The sequence below is a fragment of the Chryseobacterium herbae genome (assembly GCF_025154075.1).
Lineage (GTDB): Bacteria > Bacteroidota > Bacteroidia > Flavobacteriales > Weeksellaceae > Chryseobacterium > Chryseobacterium herbae.
This window is the reverse complement of record NZ_JAOAMU010000007.1, coordinates 120,822-146,349: the sequence shown is the minus strand read 5'-3', so window position 1 is coordinate 146,349 and position 25,528 is coordinate 120,822. Positions and strand designations below refer to the sequence as shown.

Genomic DNA, 25,528 nt, shown 5'->3' with positions numbered 1-25,528 from the left:
ATGGAACTTCATTTACAAATTATCGGAATGCTTTTAATCGCTTTAGCATTTGTGCATATTATTTTTCCTAAATATTTTAACTGGGAAAAGGAACTTCAATCATTAAGCCTGATGAACCGGGAAATGATGAGGGTTCATACCATCTTCATTGCTTTAACGGTATTTCTTATGGGTTTGCTTTGTCTAACCTCTCCGCAAGAGTTGACAGAACCCGGTTTGGGTAAAAAAATTGCCCTTGGAATGGCTATCTTCTGGACCACCCGGTTATTCATTCAGTTTTTCGGATATTCCTCAGAATTATGGAAAGGAAAAGCTTTTGAAACGGTTATTCATATTATTTTTTCCCTTCTTTGGGTCTACATAAGTGCTTTGTTTTGGATCATCTGTTTCAGTAAGTAGAATAAAATTATTTGTCTTAAAATTTAAATTATTGACATTAATTTTTCTATTTTTGGTAGAATTTAATTTGATTTTAAATGAAAAAGCTGACATATACACTTTTATTCGCTTCGGGGCTGGTCTTCGGGCAGTTTTTCGAAAAAGATAAGGTTTTCACCAAACAGGATACACTGAAAGGTTCAGATACCCCATTCAGAAATTTTTGGGATGTCAAAAAATATGACCTTTCCGTAGAACCGGATTTTGCACAAAAAAGCATTAAAGGATATAATAAAATCAGCTTTGAGATCACCAAAGACATTACGGATCCTGTTTTCCAGATCGACCTGCAACAACCGATGAAAGCGGATAAAGTAAACGCGAATTTCCCGGTTGCCAATTATAAGCAGGACGGTGATTTTATTTTCGTTACGGCAAAAAAGAAATTCAAAAAAGGAGAAAAATACACCCTGGACGTTACCTATTCCGGAAATCCTGTGATTGCAAAAAATGCACCGTGGGACGGAGGCTGGGTTTTCGCTAAGGATGAAAAAGGAAATCCATGGATGAGTGTTGCCGATGAAGGAATCGGGGCATCCATCTGGCTTCCTACAAAAGATATCTGGAGTGATGAGCCTGAAAACGGGATCATCATGAAGATTATTACACCAAATGACCTTGTGGGTGTAGGAAACGGAAGACTGATCAGCAAAAAAGCAGAGGGCAGTAAAACAGCTTATACCTGGGAAGTAAAAAATGCTATCAATGCCTATTCTATCATCCCGAATATTGGTAAATACGTCAATTTTAAAGAAATATTTACCGGTGAAAAAGGAAAACTGGATCTGGATTACTGGGTATTGGATTACAACCTTGAAAAAGCAAAAAAACAGTTCCAGCAGGTAAAACCGATGATGTCTGCATTTGAATACTGGTTCGGACCTTATCCTTTTTATGAAGACTCTTATAAACTGGTTGATTCCCCATATCTGGGAATGGAGCACCAAAGCAATGTTGCGTATGGAAACGGCTATATGAACGGTTACAGAGGTTCTGATCTTTCGGGAACGGGCGTAGGTCTTAACTGGGATTATATCATCATCCACGAAAGCGGACATGAATGGTATGCCAATAATATTACAGCAAAAGATCAGGCGGATATGTGGATTCATGAAAGCTTCACGATGTATTCCGAGGTTCTTTTTACAGAAAAATACATGGATAAGAAGTCGGCTGACCAGTATGCGATAGGAATCCGTGGAAATATCCAGAATGATGTTCCTATCATCGGAAAATACGGCGTGAGAAACGAAGGCAGCGGCGATATGTATCCAAAAGGAGCCAGCATGATCCATACCATTAGGCAGGTGATCAACAATGATGAAAAATTCAGACAGATTCTAAGAGGAATGAATAAGGATTTCTATCATCAGACCGTTACCACCAAACAGATCGAAGATTATATGTCTTCAAAATCAGGAATGGATTTGTCCAGTATTTTCGATCAATATTTAAGAACAGTCAAAATCCCTACGCTTGAGTATTCGCAAAACGGAGAATCTTTAAAATTCAGATATACCAATGGAGTAAAGGATCTTAAACTTCCGGTTATCATTAATGGAGACCAAACCATTAACCCAACAGAAACCTGGCAGACCATAAAATTGAAAAAATCTACCCCGATAGAATTCAACAAGAACTATTATATCAATTATAAAAACGTTCAGTAATTACATTATAAAAAAGGCAAATTCGTTACTCCCGGATTTGTCTTTTTTGTTTCCTTTATTTTCGTCTTTTAAAATTTTAAGAAAAGTTTAATAAGACATCCCGTAACAAAACGATTAAAAAAACTACTATTTAACTATAAAATTTAAACCTAATGAGAAAAACAGCAATCAGCCTGGGTCTATTCGCCGCATTTCTGGCCAATGCCCAATCCATAAAAACGACGATTGATCTTGTGAATGTAAAAGACGACAAGGTAGCCGTTACCATGGAATTTCCGAAAATGAAATCCGGAGACATCAAGTTTCATTTTCCGAAAACCGTTCCAGGTACCTATTCTGTAGATGACTACGGAAGATTTGTGGAAGGCATCAAGTTTACTGACAACAAAGGAAGAGAAATTGCGTACACCAAAGTAAATGACAATACCTATTCATTAAAAAACGCTAAAGATTTAACCAAAGTAACCTACCTGGTGAATGACAGTTTTGATGATGAAATGGACAGTTCAAAGCATAAAGCTGTGTTTTCCCCTTCAGGAACTGATATCGAGGAAGGAAAAATATTTATGATCAATACCCATGGTTTCATCGGATATATTGACAATATGCAGGATGTTCCGTATCAGCTGATCGTTCAGAAACCTGCAGGTTTTTATGGGACAACGGCTTTGGTAGACCAGGATAAATCTGATGCTACAGATACGTTTACCCTTGCTAATTATGCTAAAGTAACGGATTCACCGCTAATGTACACCAAACCGGATTTTATCACCTTCAATGCAGGAGGAATGGATCTGGTACTGGGCGTTTATTCTCCAACCGGAAAATATAAAGCGGCAGACTTTAAAGAGAATCTTGAAAAAATGGTACTGGCTCAGAAGAAATTCCTGGGTGACATGAATACCAATAAAAAATATGCAATCATGCTTTACCTTTCAGGAGGTGATGGGCCAAAGATTAAAGGTTTCGGAGCGTTGGAGCACCATGAATCTACCAGTGTGGTACTTCCTGAAATGATGCCGAAGGAAGCGATTGACAAAACCATTACAGATGTCGTTTCGCACGAATTCTTCCACACGGTGAATCCTTTAAAGACGCATTCTGAAGAGATCCATTATTTTGATTATGCAGATCCGAAAATGTCTCAGCACCTTTGGATGTATGAAGGAGGAACAGAATATTTTGCAAACCTTTTCCAAATCCAGGAAGGTCTGATCAACAAAGATGAATTCCTTCAGAGAATGAATGAGAAGATCACCAATTCCAAGAATTATGATGATACCATGCCATTTACGGTGATGAGTAAAAATGTTCTGCAAGACGCGTACAAAGATCAGTACAGAAACGTTTACGAAAAAGGAGCTTTGCTGGCTATGTGCTTGGATATTGAACTGAGAAAACTGTCTAACGGGGAAATGGGCTACCGTGATATGATCAGAAAGCTGTCTCAAAGATTCGGGGAAAACAAACCTTTCAAAGATGACAAACTGATCGACGAATTGGTAACTGTAACCGGATATCCTCAGGTAAAGGATTTCTATAACAAATATATCGCAGGAAACCAGCCGACCCCTTATGCAGAATATCTGAATATGGTAGGCGTAGAAGCGAAAAAGAAAGATACACCTCCATTGTTCTGGTTTATTAAAGACCCGAATCAGACAGGTTATAACGATAAGAACAATACGTTTATATTTGATGAAAGCTCAGCATTATCCCCTTTTGCGAAAAGCGTAGGGTTCAAGATTACAGATGAAATTCTTGCTCTGGATGGGAAAACAATTGATATTCAGAAAATGCAGGATTTTATCAATTATTCCAAATCAATTAAGGAAGGACAGAACGTTACCGTTACCATCCTTAGAAAAAATGGTGATAAGACTGATAAAATAGAACTTAAAGGAAAAGCTATTTTAGATAAAATGACGATTGAAAGTCTTCAGTATAAAGCCAATCCTACTCCAGCAGAACTGAAACTGCAAACTCAGTGGCTGACTGGGAAGAAATAATAGATTGTGGTAATGAACGTTACGAAATACGGGTTTGAGAGTTACGTTGCTGCTTGAGAAGTTGCGAGTTGAACTACGAAACCCGCATCCCGAAACGCCATGAGTTACTAAAATCCTGATTCTGGGCAAACATTCCGGAATCATAAAAACAAATGGCTTACCTGAACTCAGGATGGTTAATAAAAAAGCGGAGAAAATTTCTCCGCTTTTTGTATTTCTTATTTACCGCTTTGTTTTTCTAAAAGTTCCAGCGTATGTTTTACATGGTCGTTGCCTTTCCATTCATCATGACCCGGAATTACTTTGGCACTGGCCGGGTATTTGGCTTTAAGATTTTGCATCGTCGATGGCCATTGCTGAACATTGGCTTCTCCTGTGTACCCAAGATCAACCGCTGAACTGCTTTTCACTAAGCACCCGCCATCCAAAACATTATATTTTGGAAACCATACCACAACATTATCCGCGGTATGTCCTTCTCCAAGGAAATCTACTGTAAATTCCTCTCCTCCGATTTTATATTTCTTGCCAGTTTTTATGATCTTACTGGATGTGGCTTTGCCTTCTTTCTTTAGTAATTCATTCGTTTTTGCCGTTGCATACGTACTGATTCCTTTATTATTGTAAAAGCTCAGATCTCCTGCTCTGTCAGAATGGGAATGGGTTGCAAATACCGCAATCACCGGTAAATCATGACGCTTTTTGATCGTATCCATAAGGCTTTGATACTGGGATTTCTGCCATGGAACATCGAATAACACCACTCCTTTCTTCGTAATCAGGTAAAGCGCATTGGTTGAGTATTCTTTACCCCCAAAAACACCGAATGTTTTGTATAAATACAGGTTTGGACTCAGAGGCGGCTCGATCTCAAAATCACGCACCTGCGCATTAAAAAAATTAATTAAGAATAAAAACAACATTGTAAAAACCTTAACACTTTTCTTCATAATTTTTTATTGTATTAAATTGAATTGTAATGTGATCTGAGATGTTAGATTTCAGATATGTTTCGGGATACGGGTTCCGAGATTTCAACCAGCAACTATATCACTTTCAAACCCTAAAACGCTTCGACCCTCAAACCAAAACCCCTCATCCCGAACCTCGAATCGGAAGAGCCGCGAAACTACTTATAATTTGGATAAAATGAAGATGATCAAAAGGAGTTTAACTTTTTTTTAATAGAAGACTATGAGAGAAGAAGATGATAGACCAAGAAGATTTTTATTCTTTAAACTTGCTGTCCTTTCCTCTTATGGACTGAGAAATATGATTCTATGTGCAGCGAAACCTTATAGGTTTTAAAAACCTATAAGGTTTGATCGTGTTTATCAATGTCGGTTAAATTTACAGATCGCTAATAAGATTAGCTTCAACCTCCCAACATTGATAATTGTTTTATGCTTTTTTCACCGTTATTCTAAAAGTACTCCCCTTTCCTATCTCAGTCTGGGAAATTTTAATATCTCCGTTATGGTATTCATGAATTACTCTTCTCGCCAGGGAGAGGCCTAATCCCCAACCTCTCTTCTTCGTTGAATAGCCTGGTTTAAAGGCGTTTCTAGCCTGCTGCTTGGTCATTCCGCTTCCGGTATCTTTGACTTCGATCAGAATATTTTTGTTTCTTTCGAAGACATACATATCCAGCGTTCCTTCTCCTTTCATGGCATCTACCGCATTTTTCACCAGGTTTTCGATCACCCAACTCATCAGGATTTTGTTGTGGGGAACCAGAATGGTATAAGTGGGAAGATGCAGCGTGAAATTTATTTTCTTTGAGATTCTTGTCTTCAGATAATCATAATTTTCGGAAATGGTTTCATTAAAATTCAGATCGTTGAGCTCAGGAATCGAACCAATTTTTGAGAAACGTTCGGAAATTGTTCTGAGTCTTTCAATATCTCTTTCAATTTCGTGTATGCCTTCTGATTCAGGATTATCCAGTTTCATGATCTCCATCCAGCCTATCATTGAGGAGAGTGGAGTTCCAATCTGATGGGCCGTTTCTTTTGCCAGTCCGGCCCAGAGATAGCCTTCATCCGTTTTTTTAATCGTCCTTAAAAACCAAAATGAAAACAGGAAATAGCATAGAATAAAAAATCCTAGCAAATAAGGGGAATAACGTAAATTATTAAGGATCTGCGAGTTGTCATAATACACGAACTGATTATTCCCGTCGGGTACTTTAATTTCAATAGGCGGATAGCTTTTCGCCATTTTTTTAGCCAGAATGGTGACCTGCACCGGATCACTTTCAATCTCCTGCGGAATATTTTTATGAACCATTGGTCGGTCATCCCTGTCCAGTACTACCATTGGAATCGTGGTATTGGAACTGTATATTTTGAGGATCAATTCCTGAACTTCAAGACTGGGTGTTACTTCCTGTTGAAATTTCAGGGCACTTACCAGAATATCCACCCGCTTGATCTCTTCCTTTCTCAGAAAATTGATCAGAATCGTTGAGGCCACCACAATAGTCACCACCACAATGGTCATCAGTAAAAATATAATCCAGTTATTCAGTCTGGCCAGTATGGATTTCCTCAAAGCTTTTTATTTTAAGACATTCAGAATTTTCTGCAGTTCTGCACCTCCGCTTCCCTGATAGTTATTAATAATGATTGAAAATACATATTTTTTGCCATCTTTCGCGGTATGGTATCCTGCAAAAGATTTAGTATCTCTCATCGTTCCGCTTTTCATCTTCATTCCGTTGTCCTGAACCGGAAAACCGTCATAATAGACATCGAACCAGCTTTGTTTTTTGGCATAAATCAAGGCCTGAACTTCAGCTTTGGCCGCTACGTAATTTTGAGGAGAAAGTCCGCTTCCGTCTGCAAAATTGATCATATTCGGATTAATCCCTTTTGATTTCCAGAATTCTTTCAGATAAGCGATTCCGCTTTTAAAGCTGGGATTCCCTTTCTTTTCTTTTCCTAAGGTTTTAATGAAAGTTTCGCCATAAAGATTGACACTTTTTCTCAAAAACCAATAGACCATTTTATCCAGAGTTGGCGATTCGTAGGTAAGAATTACATTTTTGGGCATTCCTGGGACCGTTTTTCCTTCTATTTCTAATTGTGAACCTGTGATTACTTTTCCGGAAATTTCAATACCTGATTCTTTCAACCATTGAAGTGCTTCAGTTCCTAGTTGCAGGGGTGGATTGGGCAAAGCACCGGAAACGGTAACTGTTTTTCCAGCCGGAAGCGTTCCATTGATCAAAGCTACTTCGGAATGAGGGGCCGTAAAAATGAGACTTTGATCTGAGCTTCCACCTGCTTTCAGGTCATTCAGCCATTTTATATTGTCCATCGGATAAGAGAATCCTTTGAATTCCGTACCGTTAATATTAATGTCAAACTGATTTTCTCTCCAGTTGATTCCCCAGACCCCTGCTCCATAATAGTTACCAAGGTCGTCCCAGGGCCATCCTCCCGGAATCGTCTGATGGTCAAAATAGGAATCATCAATCACCAGATTTCCTGAGATCTTTTTTATTCCTGAATTTTGAAGCGCTTCAATGAATTTCTTTTTAAAACTTTCCGGTTTATAAGCATCATACCGCCAGCTTCCAAGGGTTGGATCACCATTTGAACCAATGATCAGGTCTCCATTCAAAGTCCCTGAAGAAAGATTTCCTGAGTAGCCGGCCGTTGTTTTATAGGTGTAATTTTTTCCCAATGTTTCAAGGGCAGCTCCAGCCGTAAATATTTTCTGGGTAGAAGCGGTTGAAAGCCCTTTATTCCCTTGATATTCGTAGATCAAAGTACCGCTTTCATCTGTGACGTAAAACGATAAACCGGATGACAATGCCCCCGAAGAATCCATCAGATCTTTGGTAGCTTTATCCAGTTTCTGCGCCATATTCTGGGCAGATAATATCTGAACCGACAGTATAAGAACTGCAAGTGGTTTTTTCATTGCAAGGTTTTTATAGATCTAAAATTTATAGGCATGCTTCGACTCCGCTCAGCATGACAGCATTAGCACAATTCAGCATTTGAATCTCCTGATGAATGAAGTTACCCATAAGTTATTCAATTACTGATCAAATATAATAAAAATAAGAGCTTGTTTTTATGACTTACAACGTACTTCCCGCTTCTATTTCATAAGGTTCTTTTCCTTTTTCAAAGATTCTTGTCAGTTCGCTGCCTTCTACGGTGATAGTATCTCCTATTCTTCTGATCCAGTTTCCTTCACGAAGACCAACAACCTTCAGATCATTTTGAGTCAGGAATTCTCTGATTCTTGTTTCTCTGGTTTCCCCATTGTGTTTCAATTCAGGATTTGGGTCCAGATAATGTGGATTGAGATTAAACGGAACCAACCCCATACATTCAAAGCTTGGCGGATAAACGATAGGCATATCATTCGTGGTCTTCATATTCTGACCTCCGATATTGCTTCCGGCGCTGCATCCTAAGTAGGCTTTTCCGCTTTCTATGTTATCTTTAAGGACAGACATGAAGCCTTCTTCATGCAAAGTTTTCACCAGTAAGAATGTGTTTCCACCTCCTGTAAAATACCCTTGAGCATTATTTAAAGCTTCTGTTTTATTTTCAAATTCGTGAAGCCCTTTTACTTTAATATGAATAGTTTCAAAAAAAGATTGGGCTTTTGCCGTGTAATCATCATGGGAAATCCCACCGGGTCTGGCAAAAGGAACGAAAATAATCTCATCTATTCCTTGATACAGCTGTATTAATTCTTCTCTTAAGTATTCCAGATATTCGCCACCGAAAATAGTGGATGTTGAGGCTAATATGATATTCATTGAAGTAAGAAAATTATAGTGATTATTAAAAAATGTTTGAATGACAAAGATAAACTCAATCCCCAACGAATCAAAAATTAAGCTAAAAAAAAACATTTATCCGTTAATATTTTCCAAAAAACCTTAAAGCTTCTAAAATTTGAGCCTTTGTGGAATTATTATTGAATTTTAGAATGTAGAATTTAAAAATGTAAGATTATGAAAATGACTAAAATCAATATCAAAAACCTATTTTTAGGATTGATCCTTGCAGGAGGTGCAAGTTTTGTAAATGCGCAAACCACTCAGACAGATACAGCAACTACGACAACTGCCACAGCTGCTACAACGACCACGACTCAATCAAACCCGGCTATTGATGCCCTTAAAAAGCAAATCGAGACCAATCCAAAAGATACGGATGCTTTAGCCAAATTAGCAACAGCTTATCAGGATGCATCAGATTGGACCAATGCAGTAGACACCTGGAAAAAAATATCTGCTTTATTACCGGATTGGGCTCCATCCTATTACAGCCAAGCCTATGCTTATCAGTCTGCTAAAGACGATGCCAATGCAAAACTTGCTTATGAGAAATATATTGCCACTGTAAAACCGGCAGAAGTAGATCAGAATAAGAAAAATCTAGCCTACGCTTACTTCTATATTGCCTTTGCAGAACAGAAAAATGATCCTGCCAAAGCAAAAGAGCATATTGCTAAATCCATACAGTATGATCCAACCAATCAGGATGCTATAAAACTTAGTAAAGTTTTAAACTCATAATAAAAACAAAATCCCAAATATGTGGGTTGCCCCTGAAAAGTCAAGCTTTTTAGGGGCATTTTTATTTAAATATATAGTAAAGCGGCCGCTTAATCAAATCAATGAAATTGATTTCTCTTTGCACACCTTACAATAAACGGTTTCAAAAATCAGACTTTGCGTTTAAACTCTAGCGGACTGTACATTTTCATAGATTAAGTCAGTCAACATCTTTTTAAACGCAAAGTTTTACAATTATGCTTTATATTTCAGGAAGGCAAAAGGAAGAATCAATTTCATTGATTCGATGAAGCGTATGAAGAAACTTGAAAACAGTTCATACTGCTTTATCCTCTTTATGTAATCTGTAGTTTTCTTCTCAGTTTTTGAGACTGGTGATTTATTTTAATCAATTCTTTTACCAAAGAAATCCGTTTCGCCATGGAGGTGCCGTATAATTTTTTCAATATTCCTTTCGATGCTGGCTTCCGTTTTCAGATTGTTGATGTAGCGGATCAGCTCATTTCTTCTTGACGGAATCAGGCTTTCAAAATTATAGGTTGCTACGGGACTTCCTTTAATCGCCTCATCCAGCCTGGGATGAATGGAAATACTTCTGTCCGAGTCATCAAATTCTACCACAATTTCAAGGGTTTCACCAATTCTTTTAGGAGAGTTTTTCAGCATCAGCAAATTGACATACAGCCTCCACTCCCCTAAATACTTCATCAGGTTCTGCTGAAATTCTTTTCCATTCACTGTTCCCTTCACTGGAATCGGGCTTTTATCCTTCCCCGCCGCCTTGAAAATTTCATTCAAAATCTCATCAGGAACGAAAACAAAAGGATTAATACCGATAATTTCCAATGTGGCTGTAAAGCTGCTGTTTTTCATGTTTAACAAAGATAATATTTTATGGTGAATGAGTTGTGGGGTACGGGTTACGAGTTGCGAGGTTCGGGTTGCGAGTTTGAGAGTCGGAGAGTTTTAGAGTTTGAGGGTCTTGGGACATCAGTTGTTTTTAAGGGGTTACTAGAAAAGTCTCATGTCTCATGTCTGATGTCTTGTGTCTGACATCTGACATCTGACATCTGACATCTGACAAAATTAAAATTTTCCACTCACGAAGGGAATCATTATCTTTGCAGGAATAAATCTATCAACGAAATGAAATTTTTTATTGACACAGCTAATCTGGAACAGATCAAAGAAGCAAGAGACCTTGGAATTTTAGATGGTGTAACCACTAATCCTTCATTAATGGCTAAAGAAGGAATTCAGGGAAATGAAGCGATCAAGAACCATTATAAGGCGATCTGCGAGATTGTAGACGGAGATATTTCTGCTGAAGTACTTTCTACTACGTACGAAGAAATGATCAAGGAAGGTGAAGAATTGGCAGCGATCCACCCGAATATCGTGGTAAAAATCCCGATGATCAAAGATGGAATCAAAGCATTAAAATATTTCTCTGATAAAGGGATCAGAACAAACTGTACGCTTATTTTCTCTGCAGGACAGGCGCTTTTAGCCGCTAAAGCAGGAGCTACTTACGTTTCTCCTTTCCTAGGAAGACTGGATGATATCTCTACAGATGGACTGGGTCTTATTCAGGAGATCAGATTAATTTTTGATAATTACATGTATGAAACTGAAATCCTGGCAGCATCTATCCGCCATTCTATGCACATCATCGACTGTGCTAAAATCGGGGCAGATGTCATCACTTCTCCACTTCCTCCGATCTTGAGCTTATTAAAGCATCCATTAACGGACAGCGGACTGGCTCAGTTTATTGCAGATTCTCAGAAACTGGCTTAATAACTTTGGTTATTCAGATATAAAAATCCCGAAACTCTTTTCGTTTCGGGATTTTATTTTTATTTTAAAAGATCAAGTTCAATAGGATTGTTTTCTTTTTTGATCCTATCCTTCATCTTTTTTTCCTGTTCCCGTCTGGATTTCTCCGGATCTACCAATTTTCCTGAATCATCTCTTTCTTCAATAATAACTCCTTGTGCCATCATCTGTCTTTCACTTTTCATAGGATCAGCGCGGAAATCATTAAACGCTTTTTTATACTTGGTCTCATTCAACGTAATGAGAGGATTGTAGCGCTCTTTATCTTTTTTACTTTTCCAGTCGTAGGTATCAGGAAGTTTTTTAATTCCTTTTAATTCGAATGTGTGGGTAAGATTTTCATCTTCAATTTTCACAATCAATCCCGGTAAGCCATGAAATTTATACGGTCCGTCCTGAATCGGAAGATCTGTTGTAAACCATGCAGTCCACTTTCTGCCAGCGAAAATACAGGTTGCTTTCTGTGTGATAAAATTTTCTACTTTTTCTTTCTCCGGGAGTATTTTCCAGTTTTGTGTTCTGCCATCCTGTACCAGATATTCGTCGGAACCGAGCGTGGTGAAGAAATTCACGGAATAAGCTGGATACGCCTTTTCAACACTGTATCTTACTTTTCCTCTGAATTTGAATCCTGAAAAATTAAAGTCTGTATTTCCGCTTTTAGCCTGTTTTTGAATGGCGGCCGTCATCAAAGAATCCGATTCAAAATAATCTTTACTGTAGAACTTGGATCCTTTGGGTGTCATATCCAGAATCATCAGCTCGGTTTCTGTTTTATCTTTAGCTGTAGAATCTATTCTGTATTTATACTCGTAAGTAAAACGCTGGCTTTGCGCCTGGAAAAGTAATCCTGATAACAGGAAAAATATAAAAAAGGTTTTCTTCATGGTCTGGTTTAAATGATATTTTTAGTTTTCTTCAATATTTTTAATGACTTTACATGGATTCCCCACAGCGACAGCATTATCGGGAATGTCTTTGGTGACTACACTTCCCGCTCCTATCACCGAATTATTTCCGATCGAAACTCCCGGCAGGACCACTACATTTCCTCCCAGCCAAACATTATCTCCGACGATGATGGGATGAGCGTATTCAAGGCCTTCGTTTCTTTGTTTAGCGTCAAGTGGATGTCCGGCCGTATAAAAACTGCAGTTGGGTCCGATGAAGACATTATCTCCGAAAGTCACTTTTGCGCAGTCTAAAATAGTCAGATTATGATTGGCATAAAAACTTTCTCCTACTTCAATATTATAGCCGTAATCGCACCAAAAATTAGGTTCAATACAAACGTGTTCTCTCGCTTTTCCCAGAATTTTCCTGATTAATCTACTCCTGTTTTCTGCATCAGAGTTCTTCAGCTGGTTATATTCCAGGCACAGATCTTTAACGGCAATTCTTTCGTTGATAAGTTCCTGATCATAATTAGCATTATATAAAAGTCCCGCCTCGCATTTTTCCTTTTCCGTCATAGTATTAGGATTCAAAGTTTAGGGTTTGAAGATACGATAATACAAAAAAAAACAGGATAGTCATTAATAACCATCCTGTTCTATATTAACAATTATGGATACTACTTTATCAGATCCGGCTCCATCGGATTATTGTTCTTCTGAAACCAGTTCTTAATTCTCCCTTCTACTTCTTTTAATACTTTATCAGGATCTGAGATCTCATTCCCGTCCAAAGTTCTAAATATAAGAAAGGGTGCCTTGGCATTGGAATCACCTCCGTTTTTCATTCTCATTTCTCTCATCTCTTTGGCAGGATCATTCACGTAAGCTTTCCATACTTTTTTATATTGATCTTTTGTAATCTCCACATCTTTTCCGCCCAATCCCAATATTCTGACGTTGTCCGGAATCCGGTTTTCTTTTTCTTCTGAAGGATTCTTTATCATCTTATTTCCAACAAGAGTCATGATGTGTGAACCTGTTGTATCCTCAATCTTTACGATCAGTCCCGGAAGGCCACAGAACTTATAAGGTCCGTCCTGAAAAGGAATATCTGAGGAAAACCAGGCTATCCAGTCTCTTCCGCCATAACTCATTACTGCTTTTTGTGTATGGTACTCTCCTATCTTCTGTGTGTCCGGAAAAATGGTCCATTCCGGTTTTTTATCTTCCTTTATTTTATATCTATCTGCGTTGATGCTTGTAAAAAAATAAGTTTTAAAATCCGGATAGTCTTTAGTTACTTTGTGAATCTGGCCTGGCCTATTAACCCTTTTTTTTACATTAATAATTCCGTTACCCGAACTAATCTGTTTTTGGATATCTGCCTTTGAAGTAGAGTCTGTAAAAAATTTGTCGTGACTGTAATAGTAGTCTGATCCGTTTTTCTGAATGTCCAGAATCATCATTTCCTTCTTCACTTCTTCTTTATTGTCAGAATCCGGAATAAACTTGTATTCATAAAAAAATCTGTTGATTTGTGCATTCACGAATACACTCAGAAATGCCAGTAAAATAAAATATTTTTTTTTCATAGTTTATATTTTTCTTCGTCTGTTTCAATATAAAAAGCTTTTGCAATCAATCAGTGAAAAAGTTTAAAGGTACTCCTATCTTTTGACATTATTTTTTTGACCCATTATTAAACAAAACAGGATGACTTAGAAAATCATCCTGTTATTTATCACGTGGAAACCGATTGGTTACTTATACAGTGCCGGTTCTATTTTATTGTTGTTTTTTACTATTTCCTCCTTAGCTCTTTTTTCAATATTCCTGTACATTTCGTTCATATCAATACTTTTTCCATCCTTATTTTTCATATTGACTACTGCACCTTCAGGAAGCGTACTCATGGTTTGCTTCATATCTTTTGTAGGATCTGTCACGTAGTCTTTCCAGGCTTTTTTGAACTGTTTTTTATTTACCTCAATTTCTTTTCCTCCTAAACCGATCATGGTAAGACCCGGTATCTGAAGATCTTCTTCAGATGCTGCTTCCGTTTTCTTATTACCGATTAAAGTCATAATGTGAGATCCGGTTTTATCTTCAATTTTTACGATAAGCCCCGGAAGTCCATAAAATTTATATGGTCCGTCCTGAATGGGAATATCTGTTGCAAACCATGCAGTCCAGCTTCTTCCTCCATAGTTAGTCGTGGCTTTTTGTGTATTGTATTCTCCGATTTTCTCTTTATCCGGCAGGATTTTCCATTCCGGTTTCTGATCTTCTGCTACTTTGTAAGTGGTATTTCCTACTTTTTCGGAAAACGACATGCTGTAGTCAGGATATTTTTTGGTAACACTTGAAAAAATGGTTCCCGGCTTTATATTTTTCTTGATATTAATACTCCCGCCAAATCCGCCTTTCATCTGCTTGGCGATATCTGCTTTTGTGGCGGAATCTGAAATAAACTTTTCACGGCTGTAATATTTCGATCCGCTTTTGTCAATATCTAAAAGCATAATATCACTTTTCACGTCTGCCTTATTCGTAGAATCCGCGATATATTTGTAGTCATAGAAGAATCTGTTGACCTGTGCATTGGCGAACACGCTCAGAAATGCCAATACAATAAAATAATTTCTTTTCATAATTTATGTTTTTTCCTGTAATTAAAAAAAGCTTTGTCAATCAATCATTGACAAAGCTTAAGGATACTTTATTTCTTTGTCTGAATTCTTATCTCGCCGCTTTTATTGTCATCCGTACTTTGTTTGTTCACAATAACGCTTGAAATTTTTTCCGGTTTCAGTGCCTGAGCCTCTTCTTTGGAAACTTCTTTTCCGTCTATATAAACTTTTAAATTATCCCATCCGTTGACATTAATTTTTTTCACACCATTCATCGAAATGTTTCCGTTGCCATCTCTCTTGATATAATCAGCCTGCATTACGATTGTTCTTGCTTTCTCACTGAGCTTATCAAAGTTTGTCCCATTATAAACATAAACGTTTGCGTCTCCATTTTCAGAAAGTCTTTTAGTCACTTCCAGTCTGATTTTTTCACCCATCTGTCTGGCTTTCTCGCCATCAATTCTTGCTTTTTCTCCTGCTATACGAGCTCTTTCTCCCGCCAGTCTTCCGATTTCGCCAGCTTTCATGGCTTCGATTCGGGCTTTATCTCCAGCTAACCTTCCGATCTCGCCAGCTTTCATTCCTTCAATCCTTGCTTTCTCGCCGGCTATTCTTGCAATTTGACCTTGCTGTCTGGCTTCTTCACCCATTATTCTGGCTTTTTCACCTGCTTTTATGGCCTCAGCTCTTGCTTTTTCAGCTACTTTTCTGGCTGCTTTCCTTTCTTTCATAGCTTTCCGGGCTTCCTTTTCTGTAAGCGGACCCAGGTTTTGGTAACCGATATCATTATTAAATCTAAGAACTCTTACTCCATTAGCATTTGGAGGTGTAGGAGGTGCTTCAGGGAAATCAATATTCAGTTTGGATAAGTCCGGGATTTCTACGCCCATATCCTCAAGCGCTTTAGTTTTGTTTTTCCATTCGTCTGATTTGAAAAAATCATTTACTTTTTTCGCTTCTGCTGTAGAAAATGTCATCGCCATTTTAAAATCATCAGAACTGGTAATCGCTCCTAATTCTCCCGAAAGGTCACTGATCTCATCGATCTTTTGCTGAAATTCTTTGCTTTCAGGTTTCAGATTTTTTAAAGCCTTGCTTTTTTCTTCAATTTGTTTTCCAAGCTCTGTCAATTTTTTCTCGTTGGCAGACTGTCTGGAATATTTAGGCACTATAACTTCTTTTCTTTCGATTTTTTCTGGTCTTACCGTATCTTTTTTGATCTGGGAAACGGCATCCTCAATCGCTATATTGGTTTCCTTAATTTCTTTATTCTTGGCATTCACCATATAGGCAAAGGCTACTGAAAATAAAACCGGTAATGCAAAAATTCTACGCGCATATCCGAATTGGGTTTTGGGTTTTTGTAACATTTTGAGTCGTTTTTTTAGATTTGAACTTAGAAACGGACTGGCTGCAGGCAACTGTGTTCCGGAAAAGTGGCTTGCTAAAAGCATCTGCGCAAATGCTTTGGTGTCCGATTGTCTGACGGCTTTTTTATCCGCCAGGTATTCGTGGATCAGGCTGATTTCTTTTTTAATGATATGAAAAAACGGATTGAACCAGAAAACAGAGGTGATGATCTCAATAAATATCTTATCGAAAGAGTGTTTCTGCTCAATATGGACCATCTCATGTTTTAAAATCTGTTCTCCTACCTCAGAATTCAATGTGATGGTATTTTTCCAGAATAGATTTTTAAAGTATGAAAACGGAGCTTCATTCAGGTCTGTACGGTAAAAATTGATCCCGTCAAAACTTTCTTTTTGAAACTGTTTCTTAAGCTGCTGGATCTTGATGACCCCAAAAGTCAACTTTCCTAAAAAATAGAGAGAAACCAGTCCCAAAGCTGAAAAAATAATTCTAAAATAAGTGTGGCCATTGTCTATGTTTTTTTCTGAATTAAAATTCTGTATCTTATCAAGAAGCATATAGAGGTTACCATTCACTTCTATCGTAAAATCATCCACCCTGATGAGGGGCAGCAGCAGCGATATCACCATCGCACCCAACAGATAAAATCTGTTATAATGATGGAATGTCTTGTCTTTTAAAGACAACTGATAGTACAAAAACATTACACCGGAGCTTAGAATTACTTTTCCAAAGTATAGAAGTACAGTTTCCATAGTCTGCTAATTTTTCTTTTTGAGTTCATCCAGGAGCATTTCAAGGTCCTCTACGGTCATTTCATTCTTTTCCACCAGGAAAGAAACCGCACTTTTATAGGAACCTTTGAAATAATTTTTCACGAGGCTTTTCATTGTTTTCCCTGAATACTGTTCTTGAGTGACCAGTGGAAAATACTCATGCTGTCTTCCGTATACATGATAATCTACGAATTCTTTATCCTTCAATACCTTTAAAATTGTAGAGACTGTATTGGTATGGGGTTTTGGTTCGGGAAATAAATCCAGAACATCTTTCAGAAATCCTTTTTCCAGTTTCCATAAATACTGCATCACCTGCTCTTCCGCTTTCGTTAAATTCTGAATTTTCATATCCTTTCCATTTATCATTATAATAATGTAGAATTTTCATAGAATTCTATATCACTAAGAAATTAGTTATACAAATGTAGAAATAAATATGAATCAAACAACTAATTTTCTAGTGATAAAAGATTACAAAATATAAATCACTGAAAATCAATGATATAAATTTTATTAAAATATGTTAAATTTTTAATTCGCTTATTTATGCCCTGTTTAATTTGCAGAAAAAGAGCTAGATCACCCGGTAAATCCTTAAAAAATGTTAAAAACAGATATGAGTTAAGCATTTTTCATTTTCATCCAATGAACCGGATGTTTGAATGGGACAAAAATGATCTGTATCTATCCAAATAGCCCAAACTGTAACTGTTTGCATTGACCCTATTTGATGATATTTGTATTCAACGAAAAAAAATAAGTATGAAAATCGCACTGGTTGGTTATAAAAAACAGGAAAAGTTTACACAGGGAGTTGCTAATGATGAGGATACAGATCTTTTCAATTTTTTGAAAGGGAAAGGGCTCAATGTTATTCCTGTCATCTGGAACGATGAAAATGTAGACTGGACCGGTTTTAATGTAGCCGTCATTAAATCCCCGTGGGATTACCACAATCATTTATCAGAATTTTTGAATTGGCTGAATCAACTGGAACAATTAAATGTCAAGGTATTAAACCCCGTAGAGATCATCCAATGGAACAGCCATAAAAAATATCTTAAAGACATTGCTCAAAATGGACTTCCGGTAATTGCTGCAGAATATATGGACAAAGGTTCTGATTTTGATGATCATTTCTTTGATTTATTCGGTACAGATCAATTGGTTGTGAAACCTTGTGTAAGTGCAGGCGCTCAAAATACGATCATTGTGACCAAAAACAATCTTAAAGAACGCACAGAGGAAATCGGGCAGCTTTTAAAAACGGAAGATTATATGGTACAGCCTTTTGTGGAGGAAATAAAAAATGGCGAATGGTCGTTTCTGTTCTTCAATGGTAAATACAGTCATTGTTCGTTAAAAACACCTAAACAGGATGATTTCAGAGTACAGCACTATCACGGTGGCAGTATCAGTTATCCTGCTCCTGATACGCTCCACATAGAACAGGCAGGAGCTTATTTAAAGAGTCTGCCGCAACCTACGCTTTATGCACGAGTGGACGGTGTTCTCATCAACAATACATTTACATTAATGGAACTGGAACTTATAGAGCCTTATTTATTCCTTAATGGCAACATGGATTTACTGGAAAACTATTATCAGGCATTAATGGCTTTGATTTCATAAATTGAAGCTGGAGATTGTTATCCGGTGTTATTTTTTCTGAAATCACATCTTCCACTTTTGTTTTTCGCATATAAGACTGGATGAATAATTTTGACTTTTTATCCTTGTCAAGGTTTTGAACCTTGACAAGGATAATGGCGAAGATTGTTTCTAAATAAATATGATTCAGATTTAAATAAGTCGAACAATAAATGAAACTTTAATTTTTGATTAAGCAGCTCATTCAGTTTAAAAATAGCATTAATAAACATCCCATAGTCATCATTTGTACAATGATGAACTCATTATATTAAAGATTTGTTAAAATTTATTAAAGAAAATTAAAATGAACTTGTTTAAAGTGAGAAAATATATTTATTTTAGTGCTTTAAAAATTTCTCATGAAAAGATATAACTTATTGATTGTACTATTACTTCTTATTTTTAACGTGACTGCGGCCCAAAAGAAAAATTCTCCAGCGGCAGATCTCAGTATCTTAAAGGAAACCAAAACGAAAATCGAAAATACGGTTCCACTGGTCATCAAACATCTTCAGGCTATCGCTGATAAAGAAGGAGACAACAACATTGTCACCAACGGAAAGGCTGGTTTAGGAAAAGAATATGGCATTCTGGAATCTGAATGGTTCCTGTACAGAAATAATATGAAGAACTGTATCCTGAACAATTCTTCCAAAAAAGCTAAAAAATGTATGGAATACCATACGCAATACCTGAGAAATACATTCATCAACTACGGGAACTATATCTCAAACCTTACCAGAAAGAACGGATATCTGGGTGTGGAAGGTGATACAAAATTTGATTTCAAACCGGCTGATATTACCACAAAGCTGAGCGAAGCTTATTTCAACGCGAATGATGCAGCGGGCAGAATGAAAGGTGATCAGAAAAAAGACTTTTTGGGACAGACCATGTCTGATGACAACAAGCTTACCCCTTTCGGTCAATTACCTCAATAATATTAACCTATACCATATTGAATCCCGCTTTTTTTTAAGTGGGATTTTTTTAAGCCTCTACTCCATTCAATTTTTCATCCAATGCTCACTATTTTTACTGCGATTAATTCCTACATCAGCTCAATGATCGATAATGACGATATGTCACCCGTTTCTTTATCTCTTGAAGCGATGATGGCTATTTTCACAAAACTGAAAAAAGAAGAACTTCCCCGGAACAGTATTGTGGTAAAGCCCAATCAGACTTGTGAACATATCTATTTTATTGAAAAAGGAGCGGCCAGAATCTTCTATTACAAGGATGAAAAAGATGTAACGGACGGTTTCAGAGGAGAAGAAACATTGCTGCTCTCTATCATAAGTTTTATCCGTCAGAAACCGGACAAAAGAGGAATCGAGCTTTTAGATGATTGTATTTTATGGAAGCTTAGCTATAAAGATCTGGAAGAGCTTTCTGCCACCTATCCGGATATTCAGTATTTATACAGGATGATCATGAGCAGTGTTTTAATCATGACCCAAAACAGAATAGACCGGATGCTTTTTCAGACCGCAGAAGAACGATATGATGATTTTGTAAAATCACATCCGAGGGCAGCTGAACTTCTCAACTTGGGTATGATTGCTTCTTTCTTAGGAATAACACAGGAAACACTAAGCAGGATTCGTTCGAAAAAGTAATATTTGACAAATGTCAAAACATTTATTTTTTAATTTGATTTTTGTCAAATTGACTATACAAGTCCGGTTAATATCTTTGAAAAAAAAGATATGACCAAAAAATCGATTCTGTTTCTATTCTTGCTAATTACGAGCATTTTTTACGGCCAACAGTGGCAGACTGCAACCTTTCAGCACGCTTCCGGGCTCCGGGAATATTCTATTTACGTCCCTTCCAATTATAATTCTCAAAATCCCGCTTCGCTGGTTATCACCCTGCACGGATTGGGAGATACCATGGCAAATTTCAGAAATATCGGTTTTGCTGATCTTGCCGAAACCCAAAATATCATTGTCATCTGTCCGCAGGCAATAAGTGATCCTTTATTGGGAACAGCCTGGAATTCAGGCGCTGGCTATGCTATTTATACACCTAATGCCAGTGTGGATGATATCGGTTTTATAAGCGCACTGATTGATAAAGTAAAGCAGGATTACAGCATCAACAACAATAAAGTATTTGCCTGTGGGTTTTCTATGGGAGGATTTATGACGGAACGGCTGGCTCTGGTTTTGAATGATAAAATAAAGGTATTTGCTTCTGTGGCAGGAACTTTCGGAAACGCAATCCTTCCTGTCGCTCAGGGAACTCCAGGACGTCCGGTGTCGATTGCGCATTTTCACGGTACCACTGATGCCACTATCGGTTATACCAACAATAATTTTGGAAATTCTGTAGATCAGTTGATCAGTTACTGGAAAACCAATAATTCATCAAACAGCAGTCCGGTATATACAGCGCTGGCTAACACGGCCAATGACGGATATACAGTAGATCACTACCGCTATACCAGCCCTGTTAACAGTTCCGTAATTGAGCTTTTTAAAGTTAATAATGCCGGTCATACCTGGCTTAATTCACAAAATGATATTTCTTATACCCAAAAGATCTGGGAGTTTTTCACTCAGAACAGCAGCCTGGCGGTTTCGGATGTGCCTTCTCCTGTTACATTCTCGGTATCTCCCGTTCCTGCGAAAGATTTTATCACCCTGAGTTTTCCAAAGAACTACTCCAATATAGAGTTAGAAATAACGGATTTTAACGGAAGAAAAGTTCTGTCTGAAAAAGTAACTTTAGACAACAGTAATCGCTACATGCTCCATTTAAAATCAGCCCATCTTTCTCATGGTGTTTATTTATTATCTGTAAAGGCAAATAACGAAAATAATGTAACAGTTAAAAAGATAATCATTGAATAACCATCTTTCTCCATCATTTAAAAACCACCAATCATCATTTAATTATAATAGGTCCCGCTTTTTTTAAGTGGGATTTTATTTTATCGTTTGTTCTCCTCTATTTTATTTCGATAATCTTCACAAATCAATGCTATCGTATTGGGATGTTCTTCAAATTTACCTAGCCTGATCGCATAGTAATTAGGGCTGAATTTCTCAAAATCAGCTTCACCTTTCTCTTTATTTTTTAATGTAACAATAAGACTGTACCTGGTGATGGTTGTATAACCGCCGCCTTCAGTCGGTTCCTGACGTTCGTAAGCATCGATATGAAATCCTGTAACCTTTGACCATGGAATTTCGTGATCATCGGGTATGGAAAAACCGCCTTCAAAGTGCATGATGTCAACGAAATTCCGTCCATAGGAGAGTTTTATACTGTCTTCTGATAAAATGATTCTTTGTTTTACATCCCAAATATAGCCGGAAACGACAACTACAGGAAAAAACAGCGTAACGATAATCAAGAAAATAATAAATATTTTCCCTTCATCAGCTAAAATCAACCATTTCACTAAGAAAAATAAGGGCACAGCACCGAATAAGGTCAATAAGATCGAATCCGTGATGATTGATTTTTTCCTTTCTGTGATGATGATAGTTTCCATAAGCCGGGATTTTGATGGTAAAATGAGGTAAAAAATTAACCTTACATCTTGCTGTACCAAGTTAGTCTAAAAAACCATTATCCTCTGTCTTGAATAAAAAAAGAGCGCCACAAATGCAGTTCTCTTTATCGTTAGAATATGTACAATTCATCATTCATATATTCGATGAAAGGTTTTTAAAAGCAGGTAAGAAAAAGATCCCCGCCATGAAAGCAGTTATGTACTAATCATAAAAACATTCGGGAAAAAGTAGAAAATGAAGGCGGAGATCAATAAACATAAATAAACTCTACAACCGGTCTCCCGGCCAGTAAGAGCGGTACAAAAGTAAGCTTCCGATCGGTCCCGTTAAAAAATATTTTGTAGAATTAAATCGATAGCCGTGTAGAAGTAGTACTACTTTTGAGACAATATGGTGATGTGACGATTTGATGATTTGATAATGTGATGATGTATAATTTTCCCTTCTTTGATCATCTGCCAGCAAATACACATATTCCGGATTGTATACTTGCAGACAACTTAAGATCTTTATCTAATGGAAAAGCATACTGAGATATCTGATATTGATTTAAGACGTAAAATCAGACACAAGGAAATTAATTTTGCAGGCAACCGAAAACTGAAAATTTACGGATTACTCACCTGTTCTTCCGGTAAAAAAATGAAAAGGGAAAACAGGATCTTCTTTATATCAGAAAAGGATGCATTGGAAAACAAATACCGTCCCTGCGGACATTGTATGAAGGAAGAATATCAACTTTGGAAGAATAAGTCGTTTGAAAAATAAAATAATGTTAAATCCCATTATTGAAAATATCATTTTTTTTAATACCATTGTAAAATGAATAGCTTTGAACTATATGAGAATTAAAGCCTCTGTATTTCTTATCCTTGGTTCCCTATTTGTCAGTGCTCAAAAGGCAGTGGTGGAGATCAATTATGAGACTAAAATTATCCAGGACAGTAGTAATAAAAGTCAGATTAATAAGATATACAATGGCATATCGTGGGCAAAGAAATATGCGTATTCATGGGTTATAACCCTATCGAAGACGATTATAGGGACATCAGATCACTGAAATTAAATTAATGATCCTCTCCGGCTCTATTTTACATAATAAAAAAGTTATAAAAAATACGGATTCCCTTAATTGTGAATAAAAAAACAATTTGTATAATTGCAGTACATAAATTAAGAATGAATATAAAAACGATATTATCAACGTTATTTATTTCAAGTTCCATTTTAGTATTTTCTCAAAGTAAAGCAATGATGGAAATAAATTATGAAACTAAGATAATTACAGATAGTCTTGCTAAGGAAAAAGTCAATTTTTTCCAATCAGTATTATTATTAAATAATAACGAATCTGCTTACTTCAGTAGAGAAGCTAAGTCTTTTTACAATAATGATGTAAAAATCCCTAGCGCCAATTCTATAAGTACAAGTGCAGGATTAATTCCAAAATATCCTAAATCAGTTGCAAGCTTTTTAAAAATTGGGGGGAAGCTCACAGCATATCTTCCAGTAGGGAAATATATTTTCTCCTATGATGAGCCTAAACTTGTATGGGAGACTTTATCTGAAATAAAAGAAATAAAAGGATATAAATGTCGTCTTGCAAAAACGACCACCGATACTGGAGGTGAGTTTTACGCATGGTATACAGAAGATATTTCAATACCCGATGGACCTTTCCGTTTTAAAGGCTTATCCGGACTGATCCTTGAAGTATATAATAGAAATAGGACTATAGAGATATATGCTACTGATGTGAAAAAATCGGAGGAAACTATAGAGGCTATAACGTATGATAATTTAGTGAACACTAAATCTAAGATGCAATTTCTTGAAGCTCGTAAAAATTATGCAGAAAATCCTTCAATGTACAACGGTAATTTAAAAATAGTGGATTCAAATGGTAATGATAGAACCAAAGGAATTTCTGAAAGATTAAAGAAGATAAATGTATTTCTCGACTAAAACAATTTTATAAAAAAATATAAAAATTTCTACTATGAAAAAATTATTATTTATCGGAGCAATGGCTCTTTCCACATTCACTTTTGCTAATACCAAGGAAGAAGTAAAAGAAAACAAACAAGAAGTTAAACAAGAGAAAACGGCCGAGGCAAAAGAGCTTACCCAGGAACAAAAAGAAGCACTAGCGCTATACTTTTTATGGTACCAAGTATCTTTTCAGAACTCTTGTGGAAACACAAGTACTGTATTCTTTCAATCAGAACACGAAGACGGCAGTCAGCCATTTATTCGTGAACTTGCCTTTGCGGTAAATGATGGTTACGCAAATTGTTAAAAAAATAATCAAGTACAAATGTGAATAGCTTCCTAATTTAGGAAGCTATTTTTTTGTGCGTTATGACGATATATCTTTATCTTCAAAATATTTCGAGTAATCTTCAGCTAATTCTGCATCGATATCCCTCAAATATGCTTTTAAAGCTTTTAATGTAGAATGGCCTGTGACTTTCATCAGCAAATCAAATGTCTCCAGCTCCGTCCTTTCTTTTCTTAGATCGATAATCTGGGATTGATGTCTCAGAAAGTGTGGCAACTTTCATTTCATAGGCCCATTCTAATGCGCTTTTAATTGTAGATCTTTCTTTTAACTCAGTATCCGGATATGGAGAGTATTCTTTTTTTCAATAATTCTCCCAGATTCTTTTTAATCGCCTTTAATCTGGTCATCCTCTCACTAACTGTATTTTAATCTCGATTTACATTCATGTATATTGGAGGTTGTTGCTTCATTTTACCTGTTTCCGGATCTATATATGAATAGTAGACATACCATCTTTGAGAAAGATCATAGTCATCTCCTCCGTGATATATTTTTGGTAATTTGTACGGTACGTTAGGCATTATAATACTGTATTCGTTACTGTATTCAGTCTTTAAAATTTCAAGTAATGATAACATAAAAAAATCGGTGTAACTAGTTGTTAGACCGATATTTATAGTTTATGAAACTTAGTAGCGGGAACCGGACTCGAACCGATGACCTTCGGGTTATGAGCCCGACGAGCTACCTACTGCTCCATCCCGCGGTGTATCTTTAGAGTGCTTACCGAAAGCACTTAACTTAGTAGCGGGAACCGGACTCGAACCGATGACCTTCGGGTTATGAGCCCGACGAGCTACCTACTGCTCCATCCC

At 36.9% G+C, this 25,528-nt stretch carries 24 protein-coding genes and 1 tRNA gene; 12 read left to right on the top strand and 13 right to left on the bottom strand.

The window, feature by feature from the left end; all coding sequences use genetic code 11:
• The 3 genes from N0B48_RS19790 (at position 1) to N0B48_RS19780 (ending at position 4,117) form a co-directional block, all read left to right on the top strand.
• A complete protein-coding gene (locus N0B48_RS19790; RefSeq protein WP_259840805.1) occupies positions 1–399 on the top strand; it encodes a hypothetical protein in 399 nt (132 codons plus the stop codon).
• Positions 400–476: 77 nt separating this feature from the next.
• Entirely contained in the window at positions 477–2,108 is a 1,632-nt protein-coding gene (locus N0B48_RS19785; protein WP_259840803.1) for a M1 family metallopeptidase, read from the top strand.
• A 152-nt stretch (positions 2,109–2,260) separates the two neighbouring features.
• Positions 2,261–4,117 (top strand): M61 family metallopeptidase, encoded by a 1,857-nt coding sequence (locus N0B48_RS19780; RefSeq protein WP_259840801.1) that lies wholly within the window; start codon positions 2,261–2,263, stop codon positions 4,115–4,117.
• Positions 4,118–4,335: 218 nt separating this feature from the next.
• Here the strand turns inward: N0B48_RS19780 and blaIND are convergent, their stop codons facing one another.
• The 4 genes from blaIND to pepE form a co-directional block, all read right to left on the bottom strand.
• Entirely contained in the window at positions 4,336–5,067 is a 732-nt protein-coding gene (gene blaIND / locus N0B48_RS19775; RefSeq protein ID WP_259840799.1) for an IND family subclass B1 metallo-beta-lactamase, read from the bottom strand.
• Positions 5,068–5,518: 451 nt separating this feature from the next.
• Positions 5,519–6,670, bottom strand: coding sequence for a sensor histidine kinase (locus N0B48_RS19770; RefSeq protein WP_259840797.1), 1,152 nt, complete (start codon positions 6,668–6,670; stop codon positions 5,519–5,521).
• A gap of 6 nt (positions 6,671–6,676) precedes the next feature.
• Positions 6,677–8,047, bottom strand: coding sequence for a D-alanyl-D-alanine carboxypeptidase/D-alanyl-D-alanine endopeptidase (dacB, locus tag N0B48_RS19765; RefSeq protein ID WP_259840795.1), 1,371 nt, complete (start codon positions 8,045–8,047; stop codon positions 6,677–6,679).
• 163 nt (positions 8,048–8,210) lie between these two features.
• Positions 8,211–8,903: a dipeptidase PepE gene (gene pepE, locus N0B48_RS19760; RefSeq protein WP_259840793.1), complete on the bottom strand. Its 693-nt coding sequence runs from the start codon at positions 8,901–8,903 to the stop codon at positions 8,211–8,213.
• Between the two features lie 198 nt (positions 8,904–9,101).
• Here pepE and N0B48_RS19755 point away from each other — a divergent pair, with 198 nt between their 5' ends.
• The gene (locus N0B48_RS19755; protein ID WP_259840791.1) at positions 9,102–9,668 is read left to right on the top strand and encodes a tetratricopeptide repeat protein; all 567 of its coding nucleotides are present in this window, start codon (positions 9,102–9,104) and stop codon (positions 9,666–9,668) included.
• Between the two features lie 384 nt (positions 9,669–10,052).
• Here the strand turns inward: N0B48_RS19755 and N0B48_RS19750 are convergent, their stop codons facing one another.
• Positions 10,053–10,541 (bottom strand): YdeI/OmpD-associated family protein, encoded by a 489-nt coding sequence (locus N0B48_RS19750; protein ID WP_259840789.1) that lies wholly within the window; start codon positions 10,539–10,541, stop codon positions 10,053–10,055.
• Between the two features lie 273 nt (positions 10,542–10,814).
• Between N0B48_RS19750 and fsa the strand changes: the two genes are divergently transcribed.
• Positions 10,815–11,468: a fructose-6-phosphate aldolase gene (gene fsa, locus N0B48_RS19745; RefSeq protein WP_034725246.1), complete on the top strand. Its 654-nt coding sequence runs from the start codon at positions 10,815–10,817 to the stop codon at positions 11,466–11,468.
• A 59-nt stretch (positions 11,469–11,527) separates the two neighbouring features.
• Here fsa and N0B48_RS19740 read toward each other — a convergent pair whose 3' ends face one another.
• The 6 genes from N0B48_RS19740 to N0B48_RS19715 form a co-directional block, all read right to left on the bottom strand.
• Positions 11,528–12,394 carry a GLPGLI family protein gene (locus N0B48_RS19740; protein ID WP_259840787.1) on the bottom strand — a complete coding sequence of 289 codons (867 nt, stop codon included), beginning with the start codon at positions 12,392–12,394 and terminating at the stop codon, positions 11,528–11,530.
• Positions 12,395–12,415: 21 nt separating this feature from the next.
• On the bottom strand, positions 12,416–12,994 hold the full coding sequence (locus N0B48_RS19735) for a sugar O-acetyltransferase (RefSeq protein WP_349644561.1): 579 nt from the start codon (positions 12,992–12,994) through the stop codon (positions 12,416–12,418).
• 86 nt (positions 12,995–13,080) lie between these two features.
• Entirely contained in the window at positions 13,081–13,995 is a 915-nt protein-coding gene (locus N0B48_RS19730) for a GLPGLI family protein (RefSeq protein ID WP_259840785.1), read from the bottom strand.
• 168 nt (positions 13,996–14,163) lie between these two features.
• Positions 14,164–15,054, bottom strand: coding sequence for a GLPGLI family protein (locus tag N0B48_RS19725; RefSeq protein ID WP_259840784.1), 891 nt, complete (start codon positions 15,052–15,054; stop codon positions 14,164–14,166).
• A gap of 68 nt (positions 15,055–15,122) precedes the next feature.
• Positions 15,123–17,162, bottom strand: coding sequence for a M56 family metallopeptidase (locus tag N0B48_RS19720; protein WP_259840782.1), 2,040 nt, complete (start codon positions 17,160–17,162; stop codon positions 15,123–15,125).
• A gap of 6 nt (positions 17,163–17,168) precedes the next feature.
• On the bottom strand, positions 17,169–17,534 hold the full coding sequence (locus N0B48_RS19715; RefSeq protein WP_047456181.1) for a BlaI/MecI/CopY family transcriptional regulator: 366 nt from the start codon (positions 17,532–17,534) through the stop codon (positions 17,169–17,171).
• 414 nt (positions 17,535–17,948) lie between these two features.
• Between N0B48_RS19715 and N0B48_RS19710 the strand changes: the two genes are divergently transcribed.
• From N0B48_RS19710 to N0B48_RS19695, 4 genes are all read left to right on the top strand, one after another.
• On the top strand, positions 17,949–18,818 hold the full coding sequence (locus tag N0B48_RS19710; protein ID WP_259840779.1) for an ATP-grasp domain-containing protein: 870 nt from the start codon (positions 17,949–17,951) through the stop codon (positions 18,816–18,818).
• Positions 18,819–19,198: 380 nt separating this feature from the next.
• Positions 19,199–19,780 (top strand): hypothetical protein, encoded by a 582-nt coding sequence (locus N0B48_RS19705; RefSeq protein WP_259840777.1) that lies wholly within the window; start codon positions 19,199–19,201, stop codon positions 19,778–19,780.
• A gap of 81 nt (positions 19,781–19,861) precedes the next feature.
• Positions 19,862–20,461, top strand: coding sequence for a Crp/Fnr family transcriptional regulator (locus N0B48_RS19700; RefSeq protein WP_259840775.1), 600 nt, complete (start codon positions 19,862–19,864; stop codon positions 20,459–20,461).
• Between the two features lie 90 nt (positions 20,462–20,551).
• Complete coding sequence (locus N0B48_RS19695) at positions 20,552–21,700, top strand: T9SS type A sorting domain-containing protein (protein WP_259840773.1); 1,149 nt, start codon at positions 20,552–20,554, stop codon at positions 21,698–21,700.
• 80 nt (positions 21,701–21,780) lie between these two features.
• Here the strand turns inward: N0B48_RS19695 and N0B48_RS19690 are convergent, their stop codons facing one another.
• The gene (locus N0B48_RS19690; RefSeq protein WP_259840771.1) at positions 21,781–22,347 is read right to left on the bottom strand and encodes a hypothetical protein; all 567 of its coding nucleotides are present in this window, start codon (positions 22,345–22,347) and stop codon (positions 21,781–21,783) included.
• A gap of 538 nt (positions 22,348–22,885) precedes the next feature.
• Between N0B48_RS19690 and N0B48_RS19685 the strand changes: the two genes are divergently transcribed.
• The 3 genes from N0B48_RS19685 (at position 22,886) to N0B48_RS19675 (ending at position 24,668) form a co-directional block, all read left to right on the top strand.
• Complete coding sequence (locus tag N0B48_RS19685) at positions 22,886–23,137, top strand: Ada metal-binding domain-containing protein (RefSeq protein ID WP_259840769.1); 252 nt, start codon at positions 22,886–22,888, stop codon at positions 23,135–23,137.
• Between the two features lie 366 nt (positions 23,138–23,503).
• Positions 23,504–24,334, top strand: a complete 831-nt coding sequence (locus N0B48_RS19680) for a GLPGLI family protein (protein ID WP_259840767.1) — start codon at positions 23,504–23,506, stop codon at positions 24,332–24,334.
• A 34-nt stretch (positions 24,335–24,368) separates the two neighbouring features.
• Positions 24,369–24,668, top strand: coding sequence for a hypothetical protein (locus tag N0B48_RS19675; RefSeq protein ID WP_259840766.1), 300 nt, complete (start codon positions 24,369–24,371; stop codon positions 24,666–24,668).
• A 678-nt stretch (positions 24,669–25,346) separates the two neighbouring features.
• On the opposite strand, the gene N0B48_RS19670 is transcribed toward N0B48_RS19675, so the two are convergent.
• Positions 25,347–25,419: transfer RNA gene (locus tag N0B48_RS19670), tRNA-Met, on the bottom strand.
• Positions 25,420–25,528 lie beyond the last annotated feature (109 nt).

Coding starts and splice junctions, on each gene's coding strand:
- blaIND (WP_259840799.1), bottom strand. CDS start 5,067: ATGAAGAAAAGTGTTAAGGTTTTTACAATGTTGTTTTTATTCTTAATT.
- N0B48_RS19785 (WP_259840803.1), top strand. CDS start 477: ATGAAAAAGCTGACATATACACTTTTATTCGCTTCGGGGCTGGTCTTC.
- N0B48_RS19790 (WP_259840805.1), top strand. CDS start 1: ATGGAACTTCATTTACAAATTATCGGAATGCTTTTAATCGCTTTAGCA.
- N0B48_RS19730 (WP_259840785.1), bottom strand. CDS start 13,995: ATGAAAAAAAAATATTTTATTTTACTGGCATTTCTGAGTGTATTCGTG.
- N0B48_RS19695 (WP_259840773.1), top strand. CDS start 20,552: ATGACCAAAAAATCGATTCTGTTTCTATTCTTGCTAATTACGAGCATT.
- dacB (WP_259840795.1), bottom strand. CDS start 8,047: ATGAAAAAACCACTTGCAGTTCTTATACTGTCGGTTCAGATATTATCT.
- N0B48_RS19705 (WP_259840777.1), top strand. CDS start 19,199: ATGAAAAGATATAACTTATTGATTGTACTATTACTTCTTATTTTTAAC.
- fsa (WP_034725246.1), top strand. CDS start 10,815: ATGAAATTTTTTATTGACACAGCTAATCTGGAACAGATCAAAGAAGCA.
- N0B48_RS19715 (WP_047456181.1), bottom strand. CDS start 17,534: ATGAAAATTCAGAATTTAACGAAAGCGGAAGAGCAGGTGATGCAGTAT.
- N0B48_RS19700 (WP_259840775.1), top strand. CDS start 19,862: ATGCTCACTATTTTTACTGCGATTAATTCCTACATCAGCTCAATGATC.
- N0B48_RS19675 (WP_259840766.1), top strand. CDS start 24,369: ATGAAAAAATTATTATTTATCGGAGCAATGGCTCTTTCCACATTCACT.
- N0B48_RS19725 (WP_259840784.1), bottom strand. CDS start 15,054: ATGAAAAGAAATTATTTTATTGTATTGGCATTTCTGAGCGTGTTCGCC.
- N0B48_RS19755 (WP_259840791.1), top strand. CDS start 9,102: ATGAAAATGACTAAAATCAATATCAAAAACCTATTTTTAGGATTGATC.
- N0B48_RS19750 (WP_259840789.1), bottom strand. CDS start 10,541: ATGAAAAACAGCAGCTTTACAGCCACATTGGAAATTATCGGTATTAAT.
- N0B48_RS19720 (WP_259840782.1), bottom strand. CDS start 17,162: ATGGAAACTGTACTTCTATACTTTGGAAAAGTAATTCTAAGCTCCGGT.
- N0B48_RS19690 (WP_259840771.1), bottom strand. CDS start 22,347: ATGGAAACTATCATCATCACAGAAAGGAAAAAATCAATCATCACGGAT.
- N0B48_RS19685 (WP_259840769.1), top strand. CDS start 22,886: ATGGAAAAGCATACTGAGATATCTGATATTGATTTAAGACGTAAAATC.
- N0B48_RS19710 (WP_259840779.1), top strand. CDS start 17,949: ATGAAAATCGCACTGGTTGGTTATAAAAAACAGGAAAAGTTTACACAG.
- N0B48_RS19780 (WP_259840801.1), top strand. CDS start 2,261: ATGAGAAAAACAGCAATCAGCCTGGGTCTATTCGCCGCATTTCTGGCC.
- N0B48_RS19740 (WP_259840787.1), bottom strand. CDS start 12,394: ATGAAGAAAACCTTTTTTATATTTTTCCTGTTATCAGGATTACTTTTC.
- pepE (WP_259840793.1), bottom strand. CDS start 8,903: ATGAATATCATATTAGCCTCAACATCCACTATTTTCGGTGGCGAATAT.